The 26606-nt window shown below is 39.1% G+C and carries 13 protein-coding genes; all 13 read right to left on the bottom strand.

Going from position 1 to position 26606, the window contains the following annotated elements; genetic code table 11:
- Positions 1-145: 145 nt before the first annotated feature.
- The 13 genes from EA772_RS15690 to EA772_RS15630 all read right to left on the bottom strand — a co-directional run bounded on the left by EA772_RS15690 (position 146) and on the right by EA772_RS15630 (position 26601).
- Positions 146-4210 (bottom strand): hybrid sensor histidine kinase/response regulator transcription factor, encoded by a 4065-nt coding sequence (locus EA772_RS15690; RefSeq protein WP_210405043.1) that lies wholly within the window; start codon positions 4208-4210, stop codon positions 146-148.
- Between the two features lie 163 nt (positions 4211-4373).
- Positions 4374-6572 carry a glycoside hydrolase family 3 N-terminal domain-containing protein gene (locus tag EA772_RS15685; RefSeq protein ID WP_246833956.1) on the bottom strand — a complete coding sequence of 733 codons (2199 nt, stop codon included), beginning with the start codon at positions 6570-6572 and terminating at the stop codon, positions 4374-4376.
- Positions 6573-6574: 2 nt separating this feature from the next.
- Positions 6575-7342, bottom strand: coding sequence for a hypothetical protein (locus EA772_RS15680; protein WP_124914032.1), 768 nt, complete (start codon positions 7340-7342; stop codon positions 6575-6577).
- Positions 7343-7355: 13 nt separating this feature from the next.
- A complete protein-coding gene (locus EA772_RS15675) occupies positions 7356-10082 on the bottom strand; it encodes a sugar-binding domain-containing protein (RefSeq protein ID WP_124914031.1) in 2727 nt (908 codons plus the stop codon).
- 183 nt (positions 10083-10265) lie between these two features.
- Positions 10266-12050, bottom strand: a complete 1785-nt coding sequence (locus EA772_RS15670; RefSeq protein ID WP_124914030.1) for a glycoside hydrolase family 2 protein — start codon at positions 12048-12050, stop codon at positions 10266-10268.
- A gap of 9 nt (positions 12051-12059) precedes the next feature.
- Positions 12060-14048, bottom strand: coding sequence for a glycoside hydrolase family 97 protein (locus EA772_RS15665; RefSeq protein WP_124914029.1), 1989 nt, complete (start codon positions 14046-14048; stop codon positions 12060-12062).
- Between the two features lie 8 nt (positions 14049-14056).
- A complete protein-coding gene (locus tag EA772_RS15660; RefSeq protein WP_246833955.1) occupies positions 14057-16111 on the bottom strand; it encodes an alpha-galactosidase in 2055 nt (684 codons plus the stop codon).
- A gap of 11 nt (positions 16112-16122) precedes the next feature.
- Positions 16123-17712: a DUF4832 domain-containing protein gene (locus EA772_RS15655; RefSeq protein WP_124914028.1), complete on the bottom strand. Its 1590-nt coding sequence runs from the start codon at positions 17710-17712 to the stop codon at positions 16123-16125.
- A gap of 321 nt (positions 17713-18033) precedes the next feature.
- Entirely contained in the window at positions 18034-19431 is a 1398-nt protein-coding gene (locus tag EA772_RS15650) for a sialate O-acetylesterase (protein ID WP_124914027.1), read from the bottom strand.
- Positions 19421-21124 carry a sodium:solute symporter family protein gene (locus tag EA772_RS15645; RefSeq protein WP_246833954.1) on the bottom strand — a complete coding sequence of 568 codons (1704 nt, stop codon included), beginning with the start codon at positions 21122-21124 and terminating at the stop codon, positions 19421-19423. Before EA772_RS15645 ends, EA772_RS15650 begins: the two co-directional genes overlap by 11 nt.
- Positions 21125-21126: 2 nt before the next feature.
- Positions 21127-23415: an FAD-dependent oxidoreductase gene (locus EA772_RS15640; RefSeq protein WP_124914026.1), complete on the bottom strand. Its 2289-nt coding sequence runs from the start codon at positions 23413-23415 to the stop codon at positions 21127-21129.
- 134 nt (positions 23416-23549) lie between these two features.
- Positions 23550-24584, bottom strand: coding sequence for a LacI family DNA-binding transcriptional regulator (locus EA772_RS15635; RefSeq protein ID WP_010599841.1), 1035 nt, complete (start codon positions 24582-24584; stop codon positions 23550-23552).
- 277 nt (positions 24585-24861) lie between these two features.
- Positions 24862-26601, bottom strand: a complete 1740-nt coding sequence (locus EA772_RS15630; protein WP_124914025.1) for a RagB/SusD family nutrient uptake outer membrane protein — start codon at positions 26599-26601, stop codon at positions 24862-24864.
- Positions 26602-26606: the final 5 nt, after the last annotated feature.

The raw sequence follows: 26606 nt of genomic DNA, 5'->3' as shown, positions 1-26606 counted from the left end.
GGTTTATATTTGGTATCTCCAAAACTAAACAAACCCTTAATGTGGAAGGTCTATTTTTGTACGGAAATGGTTTGCTTTTGTACTTTTGGTGATTTCGACATCCTCTCCTGGATGCATGATGAGCAAGAAACGCTGAGTAAAAAAGTTATTTCTTAGTGCCAGCCGTTTTCCTTTTAAAATCTGAAGGACTTAAATCAAACTGCTTTTTGAAGCACACACTAAAGTACTTTGCATTATTAAAACCCGTTTGATATGCTACTTCTGCTACAGTTAAGTCTGATTTTTCCAATAAATAAGCACTTCTTTTTAAACGGATGTTCAAGATAAATTCTTTGATAGACATACCCACAATATCATTGATTTTTTGATATAAAATAGTTCTACCTACGTTCATGTCTGCTACGAAATCCTCAACCGAATAATTGGCATTGGCAATATTTTCTTCAATTACCTTCATTGCTTTTCTCAACAACTCTTCGTCCATAGAAGTAACCGTTACATTAGACGGATCTACCTGAATACGCTTACTGTATTTTTCCTTTAATTCCTGCTGATTTTTAAGTGTTGTTTCTGTTTGTTGCAACAAGTACTCAATATCAAAAGGTTTATCAATAAAAACGCTTGCACCATACTCTAGTGCTTTAATCTTATTTTGGTTGTCATCGCCGTTACCAGAAATCATGATAATTGGAATATGACTAGTCTTAAAATTATGCCTTAAACTCTTACAAACATCTAAACCATTTTTGTTTGGCATAATCAAATCTGTAATAATTAACTGCGGATAGATTTTCTCTGCTTTAATCATACCTTCTGCTCCATCACTCGCGGTGTAGACATTGTACTTCTCTGCTAATCTCTGTTCTAAATAAGCACGCAATTGCGGATCATCATCAATCAGCAAAATACTGTCTGCTTTTCTTATTCCAGTAGGACCATTTTCTGGCTCAACTGTATCTTGCATCACAATATCGTCAATCTCGGAAATGGTATAATCGTAAACGGTAGACTGCATATCTCCAGAACCTGCTTGCTTTTTCAATGGCAACATAATCGTAAATGAGATCTTATCGGCCTTGTTAACCATCCAAATTTTCCCGTTCAATACATCAACCAATTCTTTTACAATCGCCAAACCTAATCCAGAACTTTCCTCAAAAGTTGGTCGGTGAGAAGACAAGCGGTTAAAAGAAGTGAAAAGTTTGGCAATCTGTTCTTCAGAAAACCCATCGCCACTATTTAAAACTTCGACAGAGACATATTCTGTTTCCAGTTTGTCTAATTTTTCCGCTAACCTCTCCTTTTCTTCATCTGTTGAGCTATAAATACGCACGCCAACATAACCTTTGTTTGGTGTATATTTTAGTGCATTGGAGAACAGGTTGGTCAATATTTTTTCGATCACATCATCATCAAAAGCAACCATTAAATTGTCTCTGTGAGCGGCAATATTCGTTTCAATTTCTTTCTTATTGGCATAAAGCTCAAACAGACCAAAAATATCTTTAACAAAGTTGATAAAATCTCCAATTTGCGGATTAAGCGTAATTTTCTGGCTTTCAATTTCACGGAAACGTAATAGCTGACTGATCATCCGCTGTATTCTAGACACATTTTTCTCAATCAAACCCATGTAACCAACGGCGCTATCGTTAGCGGCTAAAGTTTCTTTTAATTGCTTTAAAGGCTGAATAACTAGCGTTAGTGGCGTTTTTAAATCATGAGAAATATTGGTAAAGAAATCGGTACGAGCTTGGTTCAACTCACGCATATTTTGCTCTTTCAATTCTTCTAAAGCCAACCTTTCTTTGAAAACCTTTTTATTGGTATAGTATCTGGTGATGAAAAAAAGTAGAGAAAGAGCGACAGCAAAATAAAAAAAATATGCCCACCAAGAAAGGAAAAAAGGTGGATCTAAATGGATGTACAACCGAGATATTTGATCGCTCCAAACACCATCGTTGTTAGACGCTTTGATTTCAAAAGTATAATCACCACTTGGCAAATTTAGAAATTGAATAGATTTCTGTTTGGTATTTATGGTCTGCCATTTATCATCAAGCCCTTTCATACGATAGGCAAACTGATTTTTGTCTGCCGAAAGGTAACTGTTTGCAGAAAAGCGAATTTCTATGTTTGATTGATCGCTCTTTAGTTTGATTCTATTTTCCTTTTCGTTAGATAGACTGGAAATATCTTTAGCTAAAGGTGAATTTTTTTCCTGGCTAGTGATTTGCTTGTTGTTCACAAACAGACCAGTAAAGAATACCTTAGGCTTTTGAGGATTTTTATTGAGGTAAGATGGATCGAAAAGTACAAAACCGCTAGTGCCACCGAATAGCATCTCCCCTTTTGACGTTTTATAAGCAGAACGGATGTAAAATGACCCACAGCTATTTTCTTTGTAGAACCTAGCTTTAATAAATTGCTTCGATTTTACATCAAAATAATATAGCCCGTTGCCTGTACTGAACCAAATATTTTTAGAAAAGCTATCTTCTAAAATACCGAACACCATTTTTGCTGGCATTCCGTTATGTACACTGTAATTGGTATAAGTACCATTTTTTCTAAGTACATTCACACCTTTGCCAAAAGTACCAAACCAAATATCACCATTAGCATCAATTAAGTAACTACAGAGGTAATTGGCTGTGTAGGAATCATCCTTAATTAAATAATGTTTGATTACTTTTAAAGTTTTTCGGTCTACGATAAAAAAACCCTGATGCGTAACTAAACAAAGTCGATCTTGTTCATCTAGATAACTCTCTTCAATTTGTAAATTGATAGGCTTACTCTTATCATCTAAGATCTTTAACATTTCGATACCGCCGCCCGGCTTTTTCCTATAGAAAAATGGTCTATCGGGATCTGTCATTAACCATGTGCCTTGCTTGTCTTTAATAAAGCTGTAAACAGTTAAAGGCTGCTTGCTTTCTGGAGAGTTAAAATTAAGACTGGTAAAAGTTTTACTGGTTAAATTATAAGAAGTAACACCACCGCCAAAGGCAGATATTAACAGATTTTTATTTTCTGCATCGAACTTGAGACATTTGATCATGTTGGAATTTGGCGAGTTGCCCTGCGACTTCATATAATGACTGAACGTATCGCTGTTCCTGTTCCAATAGTTTAGTCCACCACCCTCTGTACCAATCCAAATATTACCTAAATGATCTTCCTGAAAACTACTTACGATAGGATGATTTAGACCTCCAGGAGTGGGGTTAAAATAACGAACACGCGAATCGTATAAAGAACAATAAGCAATTTTACCACCATACGTTCCAATCCAAGCCCCTTGGTCTTGATCGGCATAAATGGTCCAGATGGAGTTGTTAGGCAAGGCGTAGGCATCGTTTAAGTTCATACGGAGCACACGACTATCTTGCGTGCTTGGATCGTATAGAAAAAGCCCAGCTTGAGTAGCCACCCACATTACGCCAGACTTGTCCAAGTATATCTTCTTGGCCAATACAGCTTGTTTTCCATAAGTAACTGGAATATGCTGTTTCTTAACTCCGGTTTCATCTGTTACCTGTATTCCTCCACGTTGTGTAAGGAAATAAAAAGAGCCATTATGGGCCAAAGCATCAGCAACCTGATTGGCAGATGAGCCAAAATCTGCAAATGGTAGTAACCTACGTTTTGCTATATCTACCTTGTACAGCAGCGCATCTTGGGTAAGAAAAACATTGCCCTTTAAGCTAATTAACGTACTAAAAAAATTGTTTTTTGGTAATGGAAAGCCAATCGTTTTGTTCTTTTCTTGATCATAACGCACCACACTATCGCCTGCAAGCAAAAAAAGTTTACCATCGTTAGCCATAGTAATGGAGCGTATCCTGCCTGGAACAACAATATCAAATGAAAACTTTTCGTAGTTGAATTTTAGTAAGCCGTGACCAGTTCCTAAAAACAGATTTCCCTTTCTATCCCTTAATAAAGAGCCGTACCCCCATTTCAACTTTGGCTGAATAGCGAAAACAATATCATTTAATTGATAAAAGCTGTTGCCGTCGTACATGAAGAGCGCATCTGGTCCTGTGTACCACATCCTTCCTAAGCTGTCTTTGGCAATGCTCTGAATGCCTCCGTAATAGGAAGTTTCGGGCATCACGTGAAATCGATACTTAGAAATATCGATTGCAAAAACATTTTGAAAAAGTAGTGTAGCTAAAAAAGCGACAAGAACGTATTTCTTCATTTACCAAAAAAGCTGTTCATCAAATTTCTTAAGTTTTAAATTCCAACTATACCTTTTGTCAGTCTGAGCTTGTCAAAGACTTCTTATAACGAGAATGTTTCGACAAGCTCAACATGGCACCAGTGTTTTTATATGAAATTTAAAAAATCTACATTGTAGAGCGTTAATCTACGATTTCTATTTTAATTTTCTTATTCTTAACAATGATATTGTAATCTCCGGCCTCTAAAAAGCGCTTACCATCTCCATCAACAAAGCTCAAATCACGTTCTAAGTCTACTTCAAATTTATACGTTTTGGTTTCCCCTTTTTTCAGCAGTTGCTTCTCAAAATATTTAAGTTCTTTAATAGGCCTAGAAATTGTAGAAACTGGATCTTGAATAAACCAATGTACGGTCTCCACACCTTCTCTATCTCCCACGTTTTTCACCGGAATTTCTACCGTTAATTTTTCGCCACGTTTTAGTTTCGTTGAAGAAACTTTTAAGTCGCCATACTCGAAGGTAGTGTAGCTTAAACCGTGGGCAAACTCATATAACGGCGTACTCTGGATATCTTGATACTTGCCTTGATGAGGGCGAGCACTTTGTCTGTAATTGTAATAAATAGGGATTTGACCTGTGGAGAACGGGAAAGTCATGGCCAATTTACCAGATGGATTTACACGACCAGACAACACACCCGATAATGGTCTACCGCCTGGTGTTCCTGGCTGCCACATGGTTAAAATAGCATCACTGATAGGCTCCAATCTGTTCAATTCCAAAGGACGACCGCTAGATAATACTAAGATGATAGGTTTACCTAATTTCTTCAACTCGATAGCCAATTCTTCTTGTATCTGCGGCAAGGCAATGGTTGAGCGAGAAGCATTCTCACCGCTCCAGTCCTTCTTTTCACCCAAGCAAAGTACTATTACATCAGATTTCGCAGCCAATGTTTTTGCTTCTTCAAAACCTTTTTTATCCTTTCCATCGAAATCACTACCTGCAACATAATTCACTTCAGCTTTGCCTTTATATTCTGCTTGCAAAGCGTCGCTAATGCTAATGATATCGTCAGACTTACCTTGGGCTGCCCAAGAACCTAATAAATTCCATTGGCTTTTTGCCATTGGGCCGATCACTGCAATTTTAGAGACGTTATTTAGAGGTAATGCCTTATCCTTATTTTTAAGCAAAACGATAGACTCTTCTGCCAATTGTTCCGCAATTTTCAAGCTCTCTGGACGGTAAAAACGTTGTTTTTCTGTAGTGGTTGGTGTGTAAGGGCGATCAAATAATCCCAATCTGAATTTCACCCTAAGTACTCTTCTTACAGCATCATTCAACAAGCCTTCAGACACCTTACCTTCTTTTACCAGTTCAGCAAGGTGATTGTCATAAGCCCTATTCATCATATCCATTTCTACACCAGCCGTAAATGCTTTCAAAGCCGCTTCTTTCTTGTTAGCAGCTACACCTTGCGGACGGAGTTGTTCTATAGATCCCCAATCTGAAACCACGAAACCATCGTGTTTCCAACGTTTTTTCAATACTTCTGTTAATGTGTAATGGTTGGCAGAACCCGGTGTACCACTGATATCGTTGAACGAACTCATCAAAGTTACGGCTCCTGCCTTTACGCCCGCTTCATAAGGAGCCATATAAGTATCCCAAAGGGTTTGATTAGAAATTTCCGAGTACACATAATCGCGTCCAGCTTCTGATGCACCATAGCCGATGTAATGTTTTAAACAAGCAGCAACGTTTTTATCGCTAGACAAATCTTTACCTTGATATCCTTTAACCGAAGCCACGGTAAAAATGGCGTTGGTGTAGGTATCTTCGCCGTAACCTTCTGCTACTCTTCCCCAACGACCATCTCTGGCCACATCAATCATTGGCGAGAAAGTCCAATCTATCCCCGACATTCTTGCCTCCTGCGCCGCCACACCACAGGCTTTTTCTACCAATGCTGGGTTCCAAGAACAAGCTTGCCCTAAAGAAATTGGATAAATGGTACGGAAACCATGGATCACATCATAACCGAAGATGATTGGAATACCCAAGCGGCTTTGTTCCATCGCTTTTTTCTGTATTTTGTTGCGCAAATCGGCATTGCTACCAAAGTAAATCAAAGAACCAATTTCTGCTGGAATACCGTTTACTGGATCTGCCATGTTATTGGCGTTATCATTGCGTCCCAGTGTATATTGGTTCAATTGCATTACCTTTTCTTGTAAATTCATGCGAGCCAATAAATCGTCTATGCGTTTTTCTATTGGTTGCTTTGCATCTTTGTACAAAGGTTTTTCTTGTTTGTAACTCGAAAATAAAGTACTAGTTAAAACAGCTAACACTAAAATAGCTTTCTTCATCATTTCTATTTAAAAACTGGTGTTTGCGATAATTTCATTGTTTTTTGTTGGTTGTTCTTGAGTTCGAAAACAACAATTTCATTTTTTCCTTGTACCAAGTCGGCTGATGGGATTAAGATGGATCTTTGTTTTTCTTCTTCCCAGTAAGAGCCCACGTATTTTTGGTTTACCCATACTTCTCCCATTCCCCAACCAGTAATGTCTAGATAGTTGCTTCTTGAGGTATTCAACTCAAATTCGCCTTTGTAAAAACCTGGGCTCTCTGTATCCTTACGATCTTCGAAAACTAAATCTTTGATAGGATATTTTTTAACATTGAGCGGTATCATTTTCCATTGCTCCAAGTCATTTCCATCTAAAGTAATTTCGCCAAACAAGCCTTTAGCATTATCCGTAATCTCTGGTCCGTAGGTAATTCTTCCGATATTCTCTACATAAATCTGTAGCAAATATTTGCCTGGATTAGTCTTAATGGTGATTTTTTTATGTTTATCGGTTACTCTTCCCTGCAACTTCCCATCTACGTAAACCGCAGCGTAATCTCGAACATTTTCTAGTTCCAACTCCTCGCTGTCAGATTGGGTAGTAATTTCAGATTGATAAAGTACATAGCCAAATTCCACATTCAAATCATTCATAGACAATAGCCCATCAGCTTCAACCGGCTTTTTATAAACCTGTTCTAAAGCAGCTTTTTGATTGAAGACAATTTCCTGCGCAGATAAAGTTTGTCCTGCAAGCGTCAGTAATCCTAATACAATTTTTCTCACCATCACATTACCTTTCTTATTTCGTTAGAAACGATTGGATAAAAGTCTCCTCCACTTGTACCTGTGGCGAAAATTTATCACTCTTTACATAATTATCTATACTATACAATAACTGTTGTGTAGCTGGGCGTTTATCTAAATCAGTTTTCGTATCCACAGCCAACACCAATAGCTTTCCGCCATTCACCTTAGCTTCAAAACCAATCCCTAGTTTTTGGTTATGATCATAGCTATCTATCACTTGAATAAATGGGCGAAGTTTTTCTGGGGTATTTTGCATTTCGATCACTTTGGCATTATTCAAAATGTCCCACCATTGCCAATCTGTATGGTAAGAAGTAGTAAAATCTTTAAATACTGGTTGTTCGTTGTGTACCAAGTTCCCGATCGTCATAGGTGCCCAAGCAAACATGATTGGGTTCCAAAAGTGGTTATGAAACATCGATTTACGTCCTTTTACATTCTCTGGAGCAGGATAAAGCACTACCGATTTACCTTGGGCCAATTGCTTTTTAGCGGCATCGTCATAAACATGAGTATACAACACATCGCTGTTAGATTTCATTAAATTTTCGTGGGCCGGATATACCCAAATATCCCAACTGTTTTTAATCTTGTCGTTAACTGAAAAGTGCACCGTTAACTTTTGCGAAACCGCTATATTTTTCAAAGCAATTGAGAATTCGCCAGCTGGCGATACATTATCATTAGCAATGTTTTGGCTTTTTAGATTTCCTTTCTGCAACACTTTGCCATTTGCATCGGTTAACCACCATTTCAACTTCGCATTTTTGATAGCTGCGTTGCTGAAATTGTAGACTTCGGCTTTCCCAGTAAAGGTTTCGTTATTGAAATAGCTGCTTTTTTCGTAACGTAATAAGGCTACGGTAGGTGCGCAAAATTCCCTAAACTTTTCTGGCGTTACCAAACCTTTTGAGTCCCAAAATGGATCTAAAACACCCACAGGTGCATAACCTTGTCCAGGGAAATCATTGATGGACAATAACTGGAAACCAGCAGATTTAGAAGAACGTAATAAGGCTTCGATTACCGCTTTGTACTCTAAAACCGTCAAAGCTCCAGATGCACGGAAGAAGTCGTTGGCCTGATCTAGCATACCATTCTTCTGTAGCATATCTCTAAACACCCCAAAATTTCGTGCTTCTACAGGGCTGTTTGCATATTTTTTGATTTCTTCGAAATTAGGATACACACAACGTTGTCCCGATTCGTGAGAAATTACGGGTACATCTACGTCAGATTCCATGCTCCTGTCCCAATCTGTATTTGGTAGCCCTTCATAAACTTTTACCGGTCCTTTGTTGGTTTGCTGCGAAACATAATACTGATCTGATTTTACACGCGTACGAGCTGTAGAACCACTAAATAAATGACGAGGATCTAACTTGATGGCGTCAGCTGTTAGTTCTTCAATAAAATCGAAATTTCCAGTGATTTCATTACCGTTGCAATACAACACAAATGAAGGATGGTTGCCATATTCTTTCAAAATGGCTCTCATTTCCCTACGGAAGAAATTGTATCTGTCCTCATCTGGCTCAGCATCTTTACCCCACATTGGCATTTCTACCTCAAAGTAAATTCCGTGCTTATCAGCCATACGGAAAGCTGCTTTTGGTGGACACCAAGAATGGAAGCGTAAGTGGTTCATGCCATAGTCTTTCATTAACAGCATGATACGCTCCCAAGAAGCATCATCAACTGGAGCATAACCCGTTTTAGGGAATACGGCATTTTCTACGTTACCACGCAAATGAACTGGGCGATTATTGATCACGACATGATTTTTGCCTTGCTTTACTTCTCTTAATCCAAAAGTGGTTGCTTTTTCATGTTGGTAGTTGGTTTTACCATCAGAGGTGTTTAACTGAGCCGTGATTTGATAAACATTTGGATTAAATTCATCCCACAATTTGGCATTTTTACCCAAAGGGATGTTAGCTTCAACAAAAGTTACCGAATCGTTGCTAACAACCGTAACTTCATTTTTCAAGGTATAATTGGTTCCGGCAATGGTAAAGGACGCGTTTCCTTTGAATTGTTTCTTGGTTTCGTTATTCACTTGCAAACGCACTTTTATAGATTTATTTGCAATGTTCGGGTATACTTGAAGATCTTCTACATAAACTGGATCTACCGCCATCAGTTTCATTTCCCCCAAAATACCGTTCCAATTGATTTGGGTAAACTCGGTATGTGCGTGGTTCCATTTATGGGTTTTATACTGAAACCTGTTATCGATGCAAACGGTGATACGATGTGTTTTACCAGGCTTAACGAAGCTGGTTAAATCATGATTATGTGGTACACTGATGTAATCGATACTACTTACTTCTTTGGTATCTACATAAATAGAACTTAACCAATGCGTACGTTCAAAATACATGAAAATTTTCTTGCCTTTCCAAGCTGCCGGAATTTCAATATCACGTTGATACCAAGCTGGCCCCATGTATTCGTATTTTCTCGTTAAACGATCAATGTATTGGTACGGAACTTTGTATCCAATCTGCTTGTCATCAGTAATACCAGGAAGCTGAATTTCTTCTTGTAAAACGTGATTATACCGTGGCGATAGGGATCCCCTGCGGAAATCCATTACATCTGTTTGGAATTTCCATTTACCCGATAAATCTAGTGATACGGTCTGCGCTTTTAATGCATAAGACTGCATTAAAAACAGCATTAAAAGTAGGTGTTTTAGGTTTTTATATAGGTTCATTTGTGTGTGTGTTAATTGTATATTTAAAGTTTTCTTTGAGGAGAATTCATCCCTCTATCCCCCCAAAGGGGGAAATGCATGATGACTAGCCATCGTCAACTAGACAACTATGTTTGTCCCCCTTTTGGAGGAAGTGCGCCGGCAAGAGCGTAGGCTGGGCGAGGAAATTTCACCATTAACTGTCTACTTGCCATCGTAATATTCCTTCATTAAATACCAAGCTTTCTTTCTGTAACCTTGATCAGAAACCAAGCCTTTTCGGTTCCAATCTTCTTGGTTGGTTGGATGGAAACGGAATGGCGAACGAAAATCGAAAAGTACCCAAGGCGAAGTTCCTCTTAGGTTAGGGATATGTTTGAACATCTCTAAATTTTCTCTGTACAAAGTTGCTTGGTAGTCTTCACTCCATGAGCTTACCACATCGGCATCGCCCGTTTTACCATAAAGTGCTTCGCCACCAAATTCCGAAACAATTAAAGGCTGACCTTTAGCTACATCCCAAATCGATTTATCTGGCGTAACTGGCCAAGGGTGATACCAACCCATGTATTTATTTATTGCTACGACATCCAATTCTTTGATAAAAGGATCATCCATGACAAAAACCTGTCTGTCTTTGTTGAAACGAACTAAATCAAATGCTGCTGTAATTAATCTGGTAGTGTCTATAGATTTTGTGATTTCAATTAGAGATTTGATGAACGCATTACGAGGTTCCGATGGTTGTGTTTCATTCGCCACTCCCCAAAATGTTAATGCAACGCGATTTTTATCACGCATAATCATTTCACGCATCATTTTACCCGCCTTTGCTTTGGTCGCTTCGTTTTTGAAATCAATACCTTGCCAAATCGGAATTTCTTCCCATAATAAGAAGCCCATTTTTTCAGCTAACCTAACAATGTATTCGTTCTGCGGATAGTGTGCCAAACGGATCATGTTACAGCCTAAAGCTTTGGCTTCAGACAATAGCATTACCGCATCTGCTTCTGAAAAAGCTCGGCCTTTACGTTGTGGTATTTCTTCATGAAACGAGATTGACTTTAAGAAGATAGGCTTATCATTCAAATAGATATCCTCTCCTTTTACCCAAACATTACGGAAACCAATTTGCTCTTCAACTTGATCGTTTTCGCTTGATACTTTTACTTTATACAAAGTTGGCGAGCTAGGTGACCAACGCTTTATTTTCTTTGAAGCAAAGGAAGTTTTTACTTCTCCATTTACATCTGTTTTAAGCGTTTGCTTTAACTGCAATTCAGGAATTTCGACGGTTACCGATTGGCTAATTTTTTCAGATAGTTTGATGCTGGCGTTAATTTTATCAGCCTTGGTTTTATCCAACTGGATGAAATAATCTTCGATAAATACTTTGGGAGTACTCACCAAAAAAACATCACGTGTAATGCCGCCATAATTCCACCAATCAAAAGCCATCGCCGGAATAGCATCCACTGTACGCGTATTATTTACCTCAACCGCTAAAAAGTTATCCCTTTCCTTTAGTGCATCGGTCACATCAATTTGAAATGGTGTAAAACCTCCTTCATGCTGACCGATTTCTTTTCCATTTAGGTAAATTCTACAACGGTAACTTACCGCTCCAAAATATAAAAATGTTTTTCCGGTATGCTGCTTTGCTGCATCAAAACGACGAGCGTACCAAATCGTACCCTCATAATATTTAAGTTCGGGCATTTGGCTGTTCCAGTCTGAAGGAACATTTAAACGATAACCGTGATCAAAAGAATATTCGTAGAAATCAATTTTCGTTTCTGGTTTTTTATTGAGATAGATCTTGTTCTTTCTACCTTGATCGTACAAATCAATAATGGCATCCCATTTTCCGTTTAACGATTGCACATTTCTTCCATAAACGTTGGTCATGGTTTGTTGTGCGATGGAATTTGAAAAAATCAAACTTAAAAACAGGGATAACGCTAAATAAAAGGTTCTCGGCTTCATCATAAATATGTGTTATTTCTTATAAATTTTCATGGCTAAACCACCGCCTTTAGCCATAGAAAGGCTCATTTTACGGTTAGCAGGAATAGTAATTGTTTCTTTTTTATAGTCGGAGGCAATACGATTGGCATTGGCACCATCTCTGTAAAGCTCTGCAACGTAATTTCCTTCACCCAAGAAAGATAAATCGAGTTCTAGTTTTCGAGCATCCCAATTGGTCATTGACCCTACATACCATGTTTCTGCTTTTTTACGGGCAATAGCGATGTATTTACCGATCTCTCCTTCAAGCGCAATTGTTTGATCCCAAACCGTTGGAACAGCCGAAATAAAATCGGTACATTCTTTCTCTTTTTCATAATTGGTAGGGCTATCGCAAAGCATATTCAATGGCGATTCGAAAATGACGTACTGTGCCAACTGTCGACAACGCGTGCCCTGGCTCATTGGTTCGTCGTTAATACCACGATGCGTTCTTTTGGTGGCATTGCGCATGGCACCTTGCGTATAATCAATTGGGCCAGCTATCATCCGAATAAATGGCATCGTCACATCATAAGTTACCTGATCTAACTCTGGACCAGTCCATTTCATCTGCTCTAAACCATGTACAGCTTCGAAATTGATCACATTAGGATAAGTTCTATTGATACCCGTTGGCTTATACGTTCCGTGAAAATCTAGCATCAATTTGTACTTGGCGGCTATTTCTGCCGCACGATAATGGAAATCTACCATTTGCTGGTCGTCGCGATCCATGAAATCAACCTTAAAGCCCTTTACACCCATTTCTGAATAATGCTTGCATACACGCTCCAAATCTCTGTCAAAAGCATAGTAACCAGCCCATAGAATGATGCCTACGTTTTTAGCCTTTGCATGAGCAATCAATTTCTTCAAATCTATTTCTGGCACTACCTGGAACAGGTCAGCTTTTTTGTTCACCGCCCAACCTTCATCTAGAATTACGTACTCAATGCCGTTTTTAGAAGCAAAATCAATATAAGCTTGATAGGTTTCTGTATTTACACCAGCTTCAAAATCTACATTTGAAATGCCCCAATGGTTCCACCATTCCCAAGCTACTTTTCCCGGTTTAACCCAAGAAGCATCTGCTATTCTCGATGGAGCAGCCAATTTATAGACCATATCATTATCTGCCAATTGTTTATCGTTGGTAGATACAATCACAATGCGCCAAGGGAACTTAGCTTTGGGTTTACTTTTAGCCAAATAAGGCTGACGAGCAGTAACTAATTGCTGTAACTCATTATGCCCACCTTGTTGCGTTGCTGTTGGATAGGCTGCAAAGCTAGATTGCAACGAAGTAGAACCGTTAGTGTTGGCGAGGTACATCCCTGGATAACTTTCCAAGTCAGCCTCTGCTAAACAAACCTTTTTTCCATTGTCTAAACTCACTATCAAAGGAGATAACGCCAACTTAGCAGCGCTGATTTTACTTAATGGGGTGTAGGTGTATTCGTTTTCAAATGAGTTAAAATATTGGCTTTCGATATCCTTAAATTTTCCTTTTACATAAGAAACATAGGCGTTAAAATCTTTCGAAAAGTTGAATGTAGCCTCTTCATTTTTAACCACAATAGCTTTATCGCTGGTGGATACAAAGCGGTAAGCTATACCTTCGTTGTAAGCTCTAAAAATGAGACTGAAGTTTTCTTTAAAGCTTAAAACCAGCTCATTATAATGATCATCAATTTGGTTTCTTTTATAAAACAGAGCGTTAATCTGTTGATGATGGGTATTCGCTTTTGCATTTTTCAATTGAGAGTTTTTGCCCCAAACAGTGCCGTTATCTAGGCTCATGTTTAAGACAGAAGGTTTTAAAATGGTATCTCCCTGATGGGTGATCGCATAGCTAATCTTTTCGTTCAAAGAAATAGCAACTGCCAATTTTCCATCTGGGGATTTCAATTGATGTTTTTTTTGTCCCCAAGAGCTGATGGTAAGGGCTAATAAAAATGTAGTAAGTATAATTCTCATATATGGTCTCATTTGGTGATTTCGTACCGATACATCACGAAGTCGTTTATTTTTGGGAGTGTAACTTCGATGGTGCCGTTTTTAGCGATGGTGGTATTGATGTTTTTTCCGTTACCTAATACTGGCGTACATTTCAATTTCGTTCCAGAAGGCAGCCACGTTTTCACTGCGCCAGTTGCTTCCGCTGTATTTTCTCTATAAAAAATGAAGTAACCTTTGTTTCCGTTCAGCGATTGAAAACCAGTCCAAGACCTGCCAGAAGGTTCATCTCCTATTGGCAAAATGGTGCCTAAATGGAAATCGTGTTGTATTTTTCGATAAGACTTGATTAAATCTTTGATTTTTAGTGCTTCTTCAGGCAAACCTGTACCTTCAAACCATGCCAAAGGTTGGCCAGCCATCGTAGTCGCAAATAAATACTCGAAAGAGTGATTGTTAGGGGCAAAAATGTCTTTACCATATTTATCTGCATTTCTCCATTTATTCAAGAATTCGATTTGCAATTTCTCGGCAGGTACATATTTAGATAGTTGCCATAGGTTTCTCAAAGTCCAATACGGATAATAGTTCTGCCAATCGGTGTAACGGTTTTCCAAGAATACATTTCCATATTCATTGAAGGTGTAATAACCTGCCCTTCTACCAGCAGTAGCATCTAAATTAAAGACCACTTCGTTATTAGTTTCTTCCAATACACCATCGAAAAGCTTACGTAGATTAATCTCTGATTGTTTAGTTGGAATGGCTAAACCATCGATTTTGAAAGTGCGGATACCGTACTCCTTGTACAAACTCACCAAAGCATTCACGTCTTTTTCCCAATCGGCATAATCATTTTGCACACTTGGATTAAACCAAAGGCATATCTCCACGCCTAATTCTTTACCTCTTTTTACTATTGGATGCAGGCCGTTAGGATATTTCGCTGGATCTGGTTTCCAATAATCTGGGTTATCCCAAATATTTTTGAAAGAACCTTTAGCCAAGGCAGAATTGGGGCTTTTTCCTACCTGCCAACCATCATCGATCTGAAAATGAGAAATACCTAACTCTGCTGCTTTTTCAACTTCCAACAAACTAAATTTCTCATTTACTTTAGCGTCTTGACTACGATCTCCCCAAGTATTCATCATCACCATTTCATCGCGTTGTGGCAATAACCTGCGGAAGTTTTTTTGGTAGTTACGTAATGCAGTAAGCTGCTGTAATTCTCCTCCGCTATACATACCAATTACGCTGCTATAAGCCTTGGTCCATTCCTCAGTTTTGATATCTTTAGCTGTTAATCCCAATCCGCTTATGGTAAAATGGCCGAAATCAGTGGTAAAATCATGGCCCTGATAAGCTAGCTGTACGCTAGATGTTGGGGCTTCCTTCAAAAAGAAAAAACCTTTATTATTTTCATTGTTATGCGCTAACAGCAAATTACCTCTGTAATTGGTTTTGCGGTAAGGAATAATATTTCTCTCTTGAATAAGGTTATTATTCCAATCAGTAACATCGAAAAACTCCACAATTTTAGTTTGCCAATGAAAGCCATCTAGCTTGATTTGATCTAAAATGGCGGTCATTTGCTGAGACTTCATATCTTCTACAAACTCGATGTTTTTTCTATCAGCTGCATTTACGGCTTTAGTATCTAAAGCTAAATCGATGCTACCTTTTAAATAAATATCACAAGCAATTACAGGACTGTCTTCATAAACTCGATATACCTTTTTAACAGTTAAAGTACCTAAAGAAACGTTTACTTCTACAGCCAAATAATTGGGATGGATGGTGTTTTCTTTAACTTCCTTCGATGAGTAAGTTCCATTTGAAGCTGCATCTTTGGTCAGCTGAAAATCAGGCGTTTTTAACCTGTTCAACCAAATTTGGTTAGTTGCTTTATCGGTTAAACTATAGGTAATCACGTTGCCGTCATTCCACAGAAATTTTCTTTCTATCCACTTATTGCCAACTACCAGGGTGTCTTTTTTAAATTTGCAATAGGTGCCCTGTTGTGCCTGTACAGAAAAGCAAGAAGTCATGAAAGAAAGTAGCAGAAATCGTATTCTCATCATCAAGAGGTCATTTATTGCACTTCTAAATCTTTCAACTTCACCCATCCGTCTTGCGTAACTTCACTTGTTATAGCTAATCGTATTGCGGGTTGGTTATTCTCTGTTCTATCGACAATGGCTACTGCCCAAGTGTATTTTCCAGCCGGAAGTACTACTGTGACTTTTAAATCATTAACTATTGAATTACCCAGCAGCCAATTGGAAGGTTCCGTTTTTTGATCTACAAAAACTTGTTTCACTTTATTCTCTGCGTCCAATAAGGCAAAAGCGACTTTGTATTTGTAGTTCCACTGCGGAATGTTATTAGGGAAATATCCCCAGCCCATGTTTTTCCAGGTGTGCTGGATGTTAAAGGCGCTTTTTGCATGCAATTGCTGAGGAAGTTTGATTTCATCTGGATACAAACGATAGCCGCCTTGAGCACTAAAACCCTGCACTAGCGAAAATTCCTGAAACCAGGATTCGGTATCACCCACCCTAAAATCCATCATATTGACATGGGCTTCTTTCGATGCCTCAAACTCCCCTTTTCTCACATCTTCCGGATGGCCTTTTCTGTATTTCCCACTCGGATCAATCCAATAACTGTGCGTTTTAGAGGTAATCCAGCCACCTTCCATAATAATGGGGCGCTTATAATTCCATTTCTTGGCAAAATCTTTCTCCCAACCTTGGTAATAGCCAGTCATTCCAAAAGCGTCATGTCTAAGGCTATAACCTTTTGCTATTGCTTTTTCTAATAATCTTTCACTATTCAGATTAGCTGGCGCCCAACTTTCTGGATGACCAACCAAACGGTGATAATTAATTACCAAAGGGATTTGAGTGAAGGTTCTTGCATACAAATCAGTCACCCAAGTCAATACCTCCTCTTTAGTTTTTTCGATATCTATTTTCTCTGCAGATTCAGGGTCTTGATAAACGACATAATGGGCTTCGCCCCATTTGCCTAAGCCATAGGCATCAATAAAAGAAGTGCGTTGCGGGTCATTAAATTCTTTAGCGAAAGCCTCGATAAATTTGGCGTAATATTTTCTGAATATTGGATCTTGTGGATAAGGCGTTTGTCTGTCTGGATTTCTTGGGTTTTCCAGGTAGAATTTTGCGCCAGCGTCAAATACAAACTTGGGCGTATTTTGTCCTTGGTCACGACCATCGACCACAATTCGAAATGCTATTGGCAATCCTCTTTTTTCGGCACCCTTAATCAGCTTTGCTATTCTCGAATTCGGGTCGTTCCAGGCGTAAACACCATCTTCAGGATTTAACGAAGACCAACTGGTACGGATATAGCAGGCAGAAGCGTAATCTATTGCTTTTACCTTTCTATTAAGTTCCGGTGCAAAAAATTCAGTATCCCAATAAGTTTCATCTGCATTACGAGGGGCATACATTACCCAACCATTTAAAGGATTGCGTAACACCGTTTTGCCATCATAAATAGTATGGATTACTTGGTATTGCACCTGTTTTGCTGCTTTATAAAAGGTATTTCCCTGAGCACTTACAAGTAGCGAGGTTTGAAGTAAATAAAAAATTAAAACGATTTTAAAAGGTATTGGTGTACGCTGGCGTTTAAAAAGGGAAAAGTTAATTCTCATAATGGTTTGGTTAGACTTAGTTGACTGCCTTTACTGAAAGCTTAATACAATTTCTGCTGGCCATTCAGTTCTGTTACGAAGCAAAAGTAACTATCAGATGGTGCTCAGATGGTACGTATTTGTTCAGAAAAGGTTTGTTTTTGTACAAATAAAGTGGTTTTAACGTATGCAGTCAGGACATTTGGATAAGTAAAGTTTAATTTAGCTTTTATAAAAAATACAATGATGCTGGAAACGGTTAACGCTGATGGAAATAAACTTACCTGTCGTTGAAAACCCATTGGGCTTATGAATCAAAGAATTCTATATTGAATAGGTTAATTACCAGTTATCAGTTCTAAATGGTGATGCAGGTAAACCCTCGACGCTATAAATTTCTCCTACGCACCAATTTTTAAAAGCGTAACGTACTGCAACGGGCTCTTTCACGGCTTCACTAACAACAATCACTTTATTATCTTTTATTTTAGCCTTCGCCTGATGAAATACCTTATCGCTTCCAGCAACTTCAAATTGCGTAATCGGTTTTCCATAGCTAGTTATTCCCAAAGGAATACCAGAAAATTTAATGTTCAGCGTATCACCTTTAATCTGTAAACTTTCAAACTTCGGCCCAACAGATGCAATGCCTTGTTTATGATATGTTTTTTCAAGCGCTAAGTAGGCTAACCGTTTAGCTACAAGCGTTTTGTTTGCAGGATGGATATTATATTCTTCGCCACCATCAATGGTAATCGCCATACCCGTATGGGATAGACTATCTGTTAATTGCAATTGGGCTTCCCTGAGCAATGGAACGGCCAGCCTGGATTCGTTAGCATAGGCCATTGGTGCAATCTGTACTCCAAAAAAATCCCATTGACCAATATTCCACTGTTCTCGCCACAGATTTATCATGGCTATCTGAAGCGCAAGATAATCTTGATGATTGTGCCTGTTTTGTTCTCCCTGATACCAAATTACTCCTGCAATATGATACCCCACTAGTGGTTTAATCATTGCATTATACAAATTTCCTGGTGTTTGATGATTTGCTTTCGAAATTGCACGATTGAAATTTAATCGATCGCCGAGTAGATTTTGCAAAACATTTTTATCTGTCCATGCTTCAATAGGCGAACCACCCCAGGTGCTTTGAATAATGCCGATCGGTACGCCCAAATGTTTTTGCAATAAACTGGCAAACTGGTAACCTACAGCACTAAAATCACCTGCTGTTTCGGCATCAGCATGCCTCCAGAGCCCCTTAACATCATTTTTAGGTGTTGTTGAATACGCTTTTTCAACATGAAATAACCTTAACTTCGGGTTGACAGATTCTACCAAAATATCTAAGGAATTAGTGATTGGTAATCCTCCATACCCTTTCATTGGCATATCCATATTCGACTGCCCTGAACAAATCCACACCTCGCCAATCAACACGTCGTTTAGCGTAATTTTATTTTCCTGGTTAATTTGAATCGAATATGGTCCACCAGCGGTGGGTGTATTTAAATAACTATCCCAAGTTCCATCATATTTGGTGTTTGCCTGATAGGTTTTATGATCCCAGGAAGTTGTAATGGTTATTTTTTTTGATCCAGTTGAAAAACCCCATATTTTGACACTTGATTTTTGCTGCAAAACCATCCCGTTAGAAAACAAAGCTGGTAGCTTCACTTCGGCCATAGCATTAAAGCCGAAAATAGAGAGTATAAAAAATAACTTAAATTTCATCGTTTTGCTCCTTTTGTTTAGACTGTACGGTTGCCTGATAAATAGCCAGTGCAGCAAGCAGAATTAAAATTCCAACAGCAATAATCACAAGGGAATAATCATCTGCCATGATGCCTAAAAACGTAATGCCTAAACCGACTACGGCCATAGATATGGCAATGACACGGATTCCAAAAATATTTTGCTTTTCGGCTGCAAAATGTGCAGAGGCATCAATCGCTGACTTCACTTGATCCTTAACATCTTTGTTTTTGATCATACTCATCGCTTTCTCAGAAATAAAGCCCCTGTTTGCGTAATAAAGTTCAAAGACCGCCAAAAGAAAAATTGGAATCCCCATTCCCAAAACTGTTTCCATAGTTCTGCTTAACTTAAAATCGAGTAATGCAGGTGAAATCACCTTGAAAAATAGATTTATGACCAATGCACTGATGGTTATCGTAACCACCGAAAAACCTGTTTGTCTTTTTGAAAAGAGTGTCCAGATGATGGGTGCGAAAAGTGCACCGCCGGCTATTGACGCAGTACTCAAAACTACCTCGACAATTCCACCAGCACTGGGTATCCACATGGCCACAAGAATGGTTAGCACTCCAAATAAAAGTGTGAATAGTCGAGCCATCCAGATTACCTGTTTTTCCGAGGAAGAAGGACGCAGGAGATTTTTATAAATATCCTGTGCGAATACCGTTGCTGCCATATTAATGGTGGTATTGGCTTTACTTGAAGTTGCAGAGACCATTCCGGCCAGAACCAATCCAATCAAACCTGCAGGCATTACCTTTTGAATCAGCATCATGTAAGCATCTTCCGTTTGCAGACCTTGTAAATCAGGATTAATCACCCTGTAAATCATCGGTGGAAGCATCCATATTACCGGACTAATAAAATAGAGTATTGTAAATATTCCTGCAACTTTTTTAGCATTTTTTTCATCCTTAACGCTAGTGTAACGTTGTACATATGACCAATTCCCACCAATGTAAAAGGTTTGGTATACAATGAAGGCCAACATAAAACCGAACGTATAATCACTATTGAAAGGTTCGAAAAAGTGTGCCGGCGCTTTCTTAATCAAGTTGTTAAAACCACCTATTTGTCCAAAGGCAATTGGTATCACAATCACTACTGCAGCAGAAAGAATGACAAACTGAACCACATCAGTAACTAATACCGCCCAAAGTCCGCCAGCAGCGGTATATAGGACAATAATTAAACCAATAATGAAAATGCAGGTATTAACCGGTAAATCAGTTGCCACATGAACCATTTTCCCTACCGGATAAAGCACGGCGGCAGTGGTAAACAAGCTCAATAGCAGAGTCATATAAGTATAAAACTGTTTTTCTTTGGCACCAAAGCGCTTACCGATAAATTCGGCAGCAGTCGATATGCCTGTTTTCTTCCATTTGGCTGCAATAAATACCATCACAATAAAACCACTGATGGCCATAGTAAGCTGAATAGCATTGGCTACCACGCCATACTTGTATGCAATAGAGCCCCAAACAACAAAAGTTCCTGCAGAGAAATAACTGATGAAGAGCGATAGCCCATTAATCCACCACGGGGTTTCGCCGCCAGCTTCAAAAAAAGCCTGACCATTTTTACTGCCCACTCTGGTGAAAGTTAAGCCGATGGCAAATATCAATAGGGCGAAAATGCCCATCACTATGAAATCTAATTGTACCATAATTAAAGCTTAACTTCTGAATAACAACGAACCGCAAATACAGCTGCTGGTACCAATTCAGAAGGATGTTCTACCTCAATAGTAAGTTTTCTCGTCTCCATTGCTTCATCTAATATAATACGCTGATGACTTTGAAAATTATCAGTTTTCTCAAATAATATCTTACCTGACTGATCCTTAACTACATATTTTCTTACACAAAAAGGCATGACCGTTTCTGGATGTCCCATAAGCACAGATTCCATAGGGTGATCAAAATCTGTATCAAACCATAAGTCAATTTGTTTAATTGTCTTCACCTCATCCCATTCAAAATTTAAACTTGGCGAAGCATCAGCAGGATCTGCCACCCAAGCATTGGGCTGACGAACGGGCCTATCAATCCCGCTGGTCAGGTTTGATTTATCGAAAACCGGTTGAGATACAGCTAGGGAAATCGCTAAATTTTGCCCCTGTGGTCTACGTTGTGGACACCAGAACTCGAATTCATCAACACCTGCATCTGCCGGAGGCATTTGCCTACCAAAATTGGAAACTGCTTTGTTTATTGAGTTGAATACCGACAGAATTCCGGTAACCCGTTTTTCTGTAAAGCCGAGTTGGATAGCTTCATTTGCTTCAAAAACTATAAAGACATAGCTCGCTTTCGACAAATTTAAGCCAAAATTAAGGTTGATATCTTGTTCACCCGGTTGAATTTTAATTTCCTTCGTGGCTAAAGTCTGATCTGGCGTAAAACCTCCCGGTCTTTTACTAACTCTTAAAGATGCTTTTAAGGTTGTTGGTTTGATTGCATTTACGGCAACGTTAAATACTGGTAATTCGCCGTTTACCATAGGAAAAAGCTGTGCAGAAGGAGTTGTTAAAGTTTTCCAAAGATCGACATGGTCAAATCCTTTGAAATCTAGCGTACTTGAAACGGAAATCTCGCTTCGTGGAATTAAATCTAAAGCGTCGTTGATCGATACGCCCGGAATGTATTGCCCGTTTAAAGATAATTTTTGCTGTAATTCTTGGATGTGTCCGTTGGTCAGCACGTCCCTTGGCAGCAGTCCGCCGTTTTTACATAATACCGCAGCCATACCGATCGCCTGACCAATATAAGCACAAGTGGCCATTACACGAGTTGCACCGAAAGCCACGTGGCTTACACTGATAATACGACCAGCGATAAATAAGTTATTGATATTCCTGCTGTATAATGTACGATATGGAATTTCGAAAATTCCTTTTCCATGCCATTGATTACAACCCGGTCTTTCGCTGTAGACACCATCCGCCGGGTGCAGATCTATCGACCAGCCACCGAAAGCAATCGCATCATCGTGGTGACGTTGTTCAACCAAATCTTTCTGTGTCAAGATATAATCACCTTCAAAGCGTCTACTCTCACGCTTGCCGGGAATGGTGCCCACCCACTCTAATGTCAAATTTTCTGCTTCAGGGAATTCTCCAGAATTTTTAATGTGGTTCCATATGCCGTAAACAACTTTCCAAAGTTCCCATTTAATTTTTTCAGTATCATGAACGGTGTCTAATCTGCCTCCATATTCTACCCACCATAGCTTACAACCAAACTCATTTGCATTAAATTGTTTAAAACGCGGGATCTCCTTGATATCACTTAAGGCAAAATTTGGCGGTGTGAATTTCACTGGCCGGCCAGTATCTTTACTGTAGAAATAAAGAGAGTGCCCCAACAACTCTCCATATTCTGCAGTTGGCGCCATGCCTTCATCAAACTCATCTTTACTTTCGGCGCCCATTCGAAATGCAGCACCAGCGAGAAAACCGACAATACCATCGCCTGTGGCATCGCAAAACAAGGGTGCCTCCAGCTGATACAAAGTGGAGTTCTGGCTGCAAAAAGCAGTAATCGATTTGATTTGATCCGCTGTTTTATCAATCTCAAAAACAGCCGTATTTAAAAGCAGTTGAATATTCCTTTCCTTAATCACCTTATCCAATAAGATCATATCCAAAATCATTGGGTTTCCCTCCGGATTTTTGTAGGTATTTTCAACTAAAATTTCATCAATCACACCGCCTTCCCTAGCCCATCGGTTGTTATTGCCCATGTGCGATGTTGCACCTAAGATCCACAACCTGACCTCACTTGATGAGTTGCCACCCAAAACGGGTCTATCTTGTAACAGAAGTACCTTTATACCTTGTCTGGCAGCTGTAATTGCAGCACACACACCCGAAAGTCCGCCGCCTGCAACAACTAAATCTGCCGTTAAATTGATTTTTTTTAAATCTCGTTTCGCCGAAGCCTGCTCTTTTTTCATTACTAGTTTAGGGCAATAGTTATCAGCTCGAAGATATTTTTTATTATCAACAGATCGGTGCTTGGGAAAACTGAAAATATGATGGGAACGCTCCCGAAAATTGGGAACGTTCCCTACGATAAGGGCCTAGTATCTTATTGCTCTAGCACCTGCTTTACGGTAGAATTTCTAACAACCAACTCAGTATCAAGCGTTTTAATTAACGGCTTCCATTCCGAAATATCTTTATCCATTAAACCTAACAATAATTCCATCGCCGTTTTCCCAATTTCTTTAACTGGTTGAGCAATCGTAGTCAGGCTTGGCTCGATAAAGTTTGAACCATAATTATCACTAAAACCCACTACTGCAATATCCTCGGGAATGCGTTTGCCTGATTGCTTGATGATCTGAATGGCTTCAATAGCCGTTGGGTCATTCACCGCAAATATCGCATCAGGCGGATTGGTCATCCCTAACAAATGCTTCACGTACATTTTCACTTTAGTGAGGTTCAAGTCGAACTCAATGATCAGATCTTCATCTATAGGAATGTTATTTTTAATCAGCGCATCGCGATAGCCATTCATTCGCTTGCGGCTGATCACTAATTGTGCTGGTCCTGCCAAATGCGCAATTCTACGTTTACCGATTGAAATGAGGTGTTTTACCGCCTGAAATGCGGCATCATAATCGTTCACCACGACTTTTGGCACCATCATCTCCTCGCACACGCGATTAAAGAACACGACTGGAATTTTCTTTCTGATAAAAGCTTTCCAATGATCGTAATTTAGGGTTTCCTTCGTTAGGGATACCATTACTCCATCTACCCTATTGGCCAGCATTACCTTCGAATTGGCGACCTCGGTTTCATAACTTTCATTGCACTGCGACACGATGACACTGTAACCTTGCCTGGCGGCTTCTTCTTGGGCACCTACCACCACCTGTGGAAAGAAAGATGTAAAGAAATCGGGCAGGACAATACCAATGGTTTTCGTTTTATTGGTAATTAAACTGATGGAAAGCATATTTCTTTGGTAATCAAGTTTCTCTGCTAGTTCGGTTACTTTGGCTCTTGTTTCCGGTTTAACATTCGGGTGGCCAGTAAGTGCTCTTGAAACCGTAGATTTTGACATCTTTAATTCGTTCGCAATATCTACGATAGTTACTTGATTACTCTTCATACAATTTAGTCTATGGTTGAACTACAAATAAAGAAATTCGAATGAAATTTACAATTTAAATCATTAAAATTAAACGCCGCTAAAACCCCATACATTGTTTTATCATCACAAAGAAAAACCAAGGCGCCATTTTAAAACTATACATTTAGGCTTACTTTTTTGATGATGAAAATAATTGCAACCTGCTATGATCTATACCTTCAATTGTTTCAAAAGCAAAAGGCAACGTTAATACGTTGCCCTTGCCATCTTTCAGAGATATAAAACTGACCAAAAATTAGTAACCTGGGTTTTGCTCCATCATCGGCATTTTCTGTATTTCAGATAGCGGAATAGGCAGAAGATACATGGCATCTCTAAAATTTAATGGTCGAGGTGCCCTCGAGACAGTATGCACAAACGTGTTGGTGCCTGTACGTGTAATGATATCAATGCTATTGAAGCCTTTAAGTACAGCAGACGCTATTTTCCATCTTCTAATATCATTAAAACGGTGGTCTTCAAAAGCCAATTCAATTCTACGCTCATTTTGAATTAACGTTCGCAGTTCAGCAACCGATATACCTGTTTTAATACCATATCTGCCATCTGCACCCGGCAAGATTCCCGCTCTATTTCTCAATAGCACTAATTTTTCTACAGCTTTTTCTGGTTGTCCCACCTCATTAATCGCCTCCGCATAATTTAATAAAATTTCAGCATATCGAATTAGCGGCCAGGCTCTTTCAGTAGTTGCCGATAAACCATTCGAAATGTTTTCATCACACATTTTCCGACCGAAATACCCCGTAAACTGATTATTCGGCGTATAAGCATCCGCAGTGGTATTTGCAATGGTTGAGCCAGTACTGGTGTAGGTGTACACCACCGTTTTTACTGAACTATTATTGATGTAGGAAAGTCCATTGTAAATAATAGAATATTCAAAACGAGGATCTCTGTTCACATAAGGGTCGTTTGGATTGTACGTGCTGCTTTCACTGATTGCTTTACCGTCTCTCATCGGAAATGCTTCTACCAAGCTTTGAGTAGGTTTCATAATCGATGCGCCCGTACGGGTTGGCGGCAAATAATATGCTTCGAATTCTTTTTGTGCCGGGCGGTTGTATTGGAAAATGTATTCAGTATTCACACGCTTTAAAAATACCTGATAAAATCCATTTCCTGGTCGCGTAGTGTTATCTACATTTAAGCTATACAGGTTCGTATTGATTAAAGCTTCGGCAGCATCGGCAGCTTGTTGCCACCTGTTTGCATTAAATGCTGGATAGCCAACTACCGCACTTTTGGTCGTCCCACCACCATTAAAGAGCGAACTAGCTGCATACAACAACACCCTGGATTTTAAGGCCAAGCAAGCACCTCCCGTAACCCGGCCAAAATCAATATCTTTATAAGTAACATTGGCTAAATCGGCTGCTGCTGCATCCAACTCTGAAACCATGTATGCAACGCAGTCTTCGTAAGAACTTCTTGGCAGGTTAATAATATCATTGATCCCAAAAACCTGATCGCCAATCAAAGGTATTCCCCCAAAGGCGATTACCATATGTTGGTAATAAAATGCTCTTAAAAATCTGGCTTCCGCACGCATTCTTTTTTTGGTTGATTCGTGGAAAGGTGCACCACCAATTTTCTCTAGTAAAAGGTTAACCCTACGGATGTTTTTGTATGGTGTAGTCCAAAAATCTTTATCAGTACCAAAACCGGTTAAAACATTCGATGGACCAATAGTTCCTTGTGCATAGGCATTTCCCCATACTGAAAGGTTATTATTTCCTTCAGCGTTATCAGTTGCCAATTCTGTATTTCCAGAACCTCCTGCCGAATTAAAACGTGATGGCCCAAAAGTATAACCGGCATCTAGATAAATTCTGTTTAAAAAATTGTTCGTTTGAACGCTATCGGTAAAGACAGCTTCTTCGGTTAATCCTGTAGTTTTATCTTCCAAACCTCCTGATTTCTTGCAGGCTAAGAATACCAAAGGAAGCATCGCTGTAATTAATATTTTTTTCATGGTAC

The organism is Pedobacter sp. G11 (assembly GCF_003860265.1).
GTDB classification, from domain to species: Bacteria; Bacteroidota; Bacteroidia; order Sphingobacteriales; family Sphingobacteriaceae; genus Pedobacter; species Pedobacter agri.
This window is presented reverse-complemented; position numbering and strand designations above follow the sequence as displayed.

Coding starts and splice junctions, on each gene's coding strand:
- EA772_RS15690 (WP_210405043.1), bottom strand. CDS start 4,210: ATGAAGAAATACGTTCTTGTCGCTTTTTTAGCTACACTACTTTTTCAA.
- EA772_RS15685 (WP_246833956.1), bottom strand. CDS start 6,572: ATGATGAAGAAAGCTATTTTAGTGTTAGCTGTTTTAACTAGTACTTTA.
- EA772_RS15680 (WP_124914032.1), bottom strand. CDS start 7,342: ATGGTGAGAAAAATTGTATTAGGATTACTGACGCTTGCAGGACAAACT.
- EA772_RS15675 (WP_124914031.1), bottom strand. CDS start 10,082: ATGAACCTATATAAAAACCTAAAACACCTACTTTTAATGCTGTTTTTA.
- EA772_RS15670 (WP_124914030.1), bottom strand. CDS start 12,050: ATGATGAAGCCGAGAACCTTTTATTTAGCGTTATCCCTGTTTTTAAGT.
- EA772_RS15665 (WP_124914029.1), bottom strand. CDS start 14,048: ATGAGAATTATACTTACTACATTTTTATTAGCCCTTACCATCAGCTCT.
- EA772_RS15660 (WP_246833955.1), bottom strand. CDS start 16,111: ATGATGAGAATACGATTTCTGCTACTTTCTTTCATGACTTCTTGCTTT.
- EA772_RS15655 (WP_124914028.1), bottom strand. CDS start 17,712: ATGAGAATTAACTTTTCCCTTTTTAAACGCCAGCGTACACCAATACCT.
- EA772_RS15650 (WP_124914027.1), bottom strand. CDS start 19,431: ATGAAATTTAAGTTATTTTTTATACTCTCTATTTTCGGCTTTAATGCT.
- EA772_RS15645 (WP_246833954.1), bottom strand. CDS start 21,124: ATGGTACAATTAGATTTCATAGTGATGGGCATTTTCGCCCTATTGATA.
- EA772_RS15640 (WP_124914026.1), bottom strand. CDS start 23,415: ATGAAAAAAGAGCAGGCTTCGGCGAAACGAGATTTAAAAAAAATCAAT.
- EA772_RS15635 (WP_010599841.1), bottom strand. CDS start 24,584: ATGAAGAGTAATCAAGTAACTATCGTAGATATTGCGAACGAATTAAAG.
- EA772_RS15630 (WP_124914025.1), bottom strand. CDS start 26,601: ATGAAAAAAATATTAATTACAGCGATGCTTCCTTTGGTATTCTTAGCC.